Consider the following 4,073-nt stretch of genomic DNA (forward strand, 5'->3'; position numbering starts at 1 on the left):
GGGCCGGGTGCGGGGGGACGCCGAGGTCAGCCGTGAGGCGATCATCGCCGCGGCCCGCCGGGCGTTCGCCCGCCAGCCCTACGCCGCCATCACGCTCAAGGCGATCGCGGCGGACGCCGGGGTGAGCGCCCCGCTGGTCCTGAAGTACTTCGGCAGCAAGGAACAGCTCTTCGCCCGGGTCTCCCGGTTCGGCGACGAGATCGACCGGCTGCTCGACGCCCCGCTGCCCGACCTCGGCCGCCACCTGCTGCACGCGCTGCTCGACGCGCACGAGCAGCGCCGTGACCCGCTCATCCGGGTCGCGTTCGCGCTGCAGCACGGCGAGCACGCCGCGCTGCTGCGCGACAACTTCCGCGATCAGGTCGTCGCCCGGCTGCGCTCGCGCCTCACCGGTCCGGACGCCGCCCTGCGCGCCGAGCTCGTCCTGGCCCACCTGCTCGGCCTCGGCGTCCTGCGCAAGATCGTGTATGCCGAGGCGATCGGCGCCGCCGAACGCGACCGGATCGTCGACCTGTGCGCGCCGGGCCTGCAGCACCTCCTCGACGGCACCCCCTGACGACCCCCTTCAGCATCGGGCGGGGCCGGCCATCAACAAGAACAAGATAATCAACGCTGTTGACGATGCGGGGCCGCCCATGATCATCTCTGGGGGCGGGTGCCGGTGAGGTCGGCGTTCGGGGCAGCGGCGCGGACCAGGTCGGGGATGACCTCGCCGAGCGCGCCCGGGTCCCAGACACCGTCGACGTCGACGGCCGGGCCGGCGCCCCAGCCCTCCAGCACGGTGATGCTGCCGCCGACAACCGCGAACACCCGCCCCGTCACCCCTGCCGACGCTTCGCTGCCCAGCCAGACCACCAGCGGCGCGATGTGCCCGGGGGTCATCCTCGCCGCCTGGGCCTCGGGCAGGTCGCCGGTGAGACCCTCGGTCATCCGGGTCAGCGCGAGCGGAGCGATCGCGTTCACGGTCACGCCGTAGCGGGCAAGCTCCAGCGCGGCGGTGATGGTGAACCCGGCGATGGCGGTCTTGGCGGCACCGTAGTTCGTCTGGCCGATGTTGCCGAACAGCCCCGACGGTGAACTGGTGTTGACGACGCGCCCGGCCCGTCCGCGCCCGGCGCAGTGCTCGTCGCGCCAGTAGACGCCGGCATGATGGGTCGGGGCGAAGGTGCCCTTGAGGTGCACCCGCACGACGGTGTCCCACTCCGCCTCGGTCATGTTGACCAGGGTGCGGTCGCGCAGGATCCCGGCGTTGTTCACCAGGACGTCGAGCCCCCCGAACGTCTCGACCGCCTGGGCGACGAGGCGCCCGGCCCCGGCGAAGTCGGCGACGTCGTCGGTGTTCGCCACCGCCTGCCCGCCGGCCGCGCGGATCTGATCGACGACGGCGGCCGCGGGCCCGTCGTCGTGACCATGGCCGGTTCGGTCGCAGCCGAGATCGTTGACGACCACCCGGGCGCCCTCGGCGGCGAACGCCAGCGCATGCGCCCGCCCGATCCCGTTGCCGCCCCCCGTGACGATCACCACCCGGCCCGCGCACAGACCCGACACGGGCTTACACCGGGTCCGCGGCGTGGGCGACGATCTCCGCGCCGAACCGGCGCACGGTGTCCTCGGCCGCCCCCGGGTCGTCGCCACAGACCGTGATCACCATCCAGTCCGCGCCGAGCTTGGCGTACGTCGCGACGTCGTCGAGCATCGCCGAGGGGTCCCAGCCCAGCCGGGTGTCGAGCTGCGGCCACATGCCGGTGGCCACCACGTCGACGTCATCGTGCGGGCGCCCCGCCGCGTCGAGCCGGGCCCGGACGTCGTCGACGACCCGGGTGAAACCGTCGACGCCGGGCACGGCCGCCGTGCGGATCGTGCGGGCCAGCGCGTCGTTGGTCAGCAGGGTGACGACGCCCTGCCCGTAGCGCACGGCCCGCTCCCGCCCCCACGCGCTGTTGCCGTGCAGCCACAGCGGCGGATGCGGCTGCTGGACGACCCGCGGCTGGATGTTGGTGCCGCGGGTCTGCAGCAGCCGGCCGCTGTGGGTCAGCCGCGGCTGCTCCCAGCTCGCCCGCAGCACCTCCACCGTCTCGTCGAACGCGGCGAGGCGGTCGTCGAAGTCGACGCCGAGCGCGCCGAACTCCGAGCGCAGGTAGCCCGCGCCGAGGGTCAGCGTCAGGCGTCCACCGGAGAGCGCGTCGAGCGTCGCCACCTGGTGCGCGGTCAGCAGCGGGCTGCGGTAGGGCGCCACCAGTGCCCAGGTGAACAGACGGATGTGGCGTGTCACCGCCGCGCAGAAGGCCAGCGACACCAGCGGGTCGGCGCTGCCCTCCCCGCCGGAGTCGACCCAGCGCGCCGACGGCGCGGGATGGTCGCTGAACCCGAGCGCGGCGAAACCCGACTCCTCCGCCGCCCGCGCGAATCCCGTCACCGCGTCCGGGGTGAGGATCCGCGGCGACCAGGCAGGATCGGCCACGGCATGCTGGACGGCGAATCTCATCGGTTCTCCACACGTAAGGTCACGGCCGGGCCGGCCGCGGGATCGGGCACGGGCGGCAGGGGCGGCAGGGGAAGGGGAAGCGCCGGCAGACCGTCGATGCTTCTGCCGTTGTACTCCTTGCGTTCGCAGTAGGCGGCGAACTCCTCGTCGGTCCGGCGGCCGAAGTACTCCCGGTGCAGGCTGCGTTCCTCCCGGTACTCCATGAACGGCACGGCGTAGCCGCAGCTGTCGCTGATCCGCTCGGCCGACACGACGATGATCGACCGCAGCCCGGTGGGGTCGGCCGCCCGTGGGTCGAAGCGGGCGAGCAGCCCGGCGAAGCGCGGGTCGTCGCGGAACACCGGCTCGCCGCGCCCGTGTACCCGCACGATGGTCGGGGGCCCGCTGAACGCGCACCACATCAGCGTGATCCGGCCGTTCTCGCGCAGGTGCGCGAGAGTCTCCGCGTGGCTGCCGCCGAAGTCCAGGTAGGCGAGGGTGCGCTCGTCGAGGACGAGGAGCGTCCCGGCGCGGCCCTTGGGGGAGAGGTTGACGCTGCCCTGCGCGGACAGAGGCGCCGTCGCGACGAAGAAGACGACCTGTTCCTCGATGAAGCCGCGCAGCCGGCCGTCGAGGCGTTCGTAGGTCTTTCCCATGGATACCGAGTATCGGTCGATCGCTCCTCCGGCGCCCGCGCTTTCCCCGCGCGCCCCGCCGCCACGCGCCGATCTCCGCGGGTCCGGGCGCCCATGCCCCGGACTATGGTGACGCGGATGGGGGACGCTGAGCAGACAGCGGGGCATCGGGCGTTGCTCGTCCGCCGGGCGGAGCTGACGGAACTGCCAGGCCCGAGCGCCGCGCCGGCTGCCGGTGGGGCACCAGAGGGCAGCCGGGCCACCCCACCGCAGACGTTTCCACCGGCGCGGGTCGCGGACGTGCGGATTCTCGGCGGGCGGATCGTCGAGGTCAGCGCCGAGCCGCTGCGCCCGCGCCCGGGTGAGACCGTCATCGACGCCGACGGCGGCGCGCTGCTGCCCGGACTGCACGACCACCACGTCCACCTGCTGTCGCTGGCGGCGTCGGCGTCGTCGGTACGGGTGGGACCGCCGCAGATCGTCGACGTCGACGGGCTGCGCGCGGCGCTGCGCGCGGCACCGGTCACGGAGCCGGCGCGGTGGGTGCGCGCGGTCGGCTACCATCCGTCGGTGGCCGGGGACCTCGACCGGCATGCCCTCGACGCGCTGCTGCCCGACCGGCCGGTGCGGGTGCAGCACCGGGGCGGGGCACTGTGGGTGTTCAACTCGCCGGCACTGCGCCTGGCCGGCATCGACGGCTGCGACCTGCCGGGCGTCGAACGGGACGCCACCGCGGCGCCCACCGGGCGGCTGTGGCGGATGGACGGCTGGCTGCGCCGCCACGGCGCGCTGCCCCCGGTGGCCATCGACCTCGCCGCCGTGGGCCGCACCGCCGCCGCGTCGGGGATCACCGGTTTCACCGACGCGACCCCGGGCCGCTCCGCCGAGCATCATCGGACCCTCGCCACGGCCGCGGCCCGCGGCGAGCTGCCGCAGCGGCTGACCCTCATGCGCCCCGAACCGCAGCCCACCCC

The 4,073-nt window shown here is 74.2% G+C and carries 5 protein-coding genes; 2 read left to right on the plus strand and 3 right to left on the minus strand.

Going from position 1 to position 4,073, the window contains the following annotated elements; genetic code table 11:
* On the plus strand, nucleotides 1-556 hold a 556-nt coding region (locus tag NBZ83_RS30630; RefSeq protein WP_261576362.1), incomplete at its 5' end, for a TetR/AcrR family transcriptional regulator.
* 83 nt (nucleotides 557-639) lie between these two features.
* Here NBZ83_RS30630 and NBZ83_RS30635 read toward each other — a convergent pair.
* The 3 genes from NBZ83_RS30635 to NBZ83_RS30645 are packed head-to-tail and all read right to left on the minus strand — an operon-like array spanning nucleotide 640 to nucleotide 3,120.
* Nucleotides 640-1,548, minus strand: a complete 909-nt coding sequence (locus NBZ83_RS30635; RefSeq protein WP_261571160.1) for an SDR family oxidoreductase — start codon at nucleotides 1,546-1,548, stop codon at nucleotides 640-642.
* Nucleotides 1,549-1,552: 4 nt separating this feature from the next.
* On the minus strand, nucleotides 1,553-2,485 hold the full coding sequence (locus NBZ83_RS30640; RefSeq protein ID WP_261571161.1) for an LLM class F420-dependent oxidoreductase: 933 nt from the start codon (nucleotides 2,483-2,485) through the stop codon (nucleotides 1,553-1,555).
* Nucleotides 2,482-3,120 carry a pyridoxamine 5'-phosphate oxidase family protein gene (locus NBZ83_RS30645; protein WP_261576363.1) on the minus strand — a complete coding sequence of 213 codons (639 nt, stop codon included), beginning with the start codon at nucleotides 3,118-3,120 and terminating at the stop codon, nucleotides 2,482-2,484. The genes NBZ83_RS30640 and NBZ83_RS30645 overlap by 4 nt, the downstream gene beginning before the upstream one ends.
* 117 nt (nucleotides 3,121-3,237) lie before the next feature.
* Here NBZ83_RS30645 and NBZ83_RS30650 point away from each other — a divergent pair.
* Nucleotides 3,238-4,073: amidohydrolase family protein (locus NBZ83_RS30650; protein WP_261576364.1), on the plus strand; the 836-nt coding region annotated here is incomplete at its 3' end.

Source organism: Frankia gtarii (assembly GCF_025403375.1).
Lineage (GTDB): Bacteria > Actinomycetota > Actinomycetes > Frankiales > Frankiaceae > Frankia > Frankia gtarii.

What these genes read in the sequence shown, in the direction of transcription:
- NBZ83_RS30640 (WP_261571161.1), bottom strand. Translation starts at nt 2,485, where the DNA reads ATGAGATTCGCCGTCCAGCATGCCGTGGCCGATCCTGCCTGGTCGCCG.
- NBZ83_RS30645 (WP_261576363.1), bottom strand. Translation starts at nt 3,120, where the DNA reads ATGGGAAAGACCTACGAACGCCTCGACGGCCGGCTGCGCGGCTTCATC.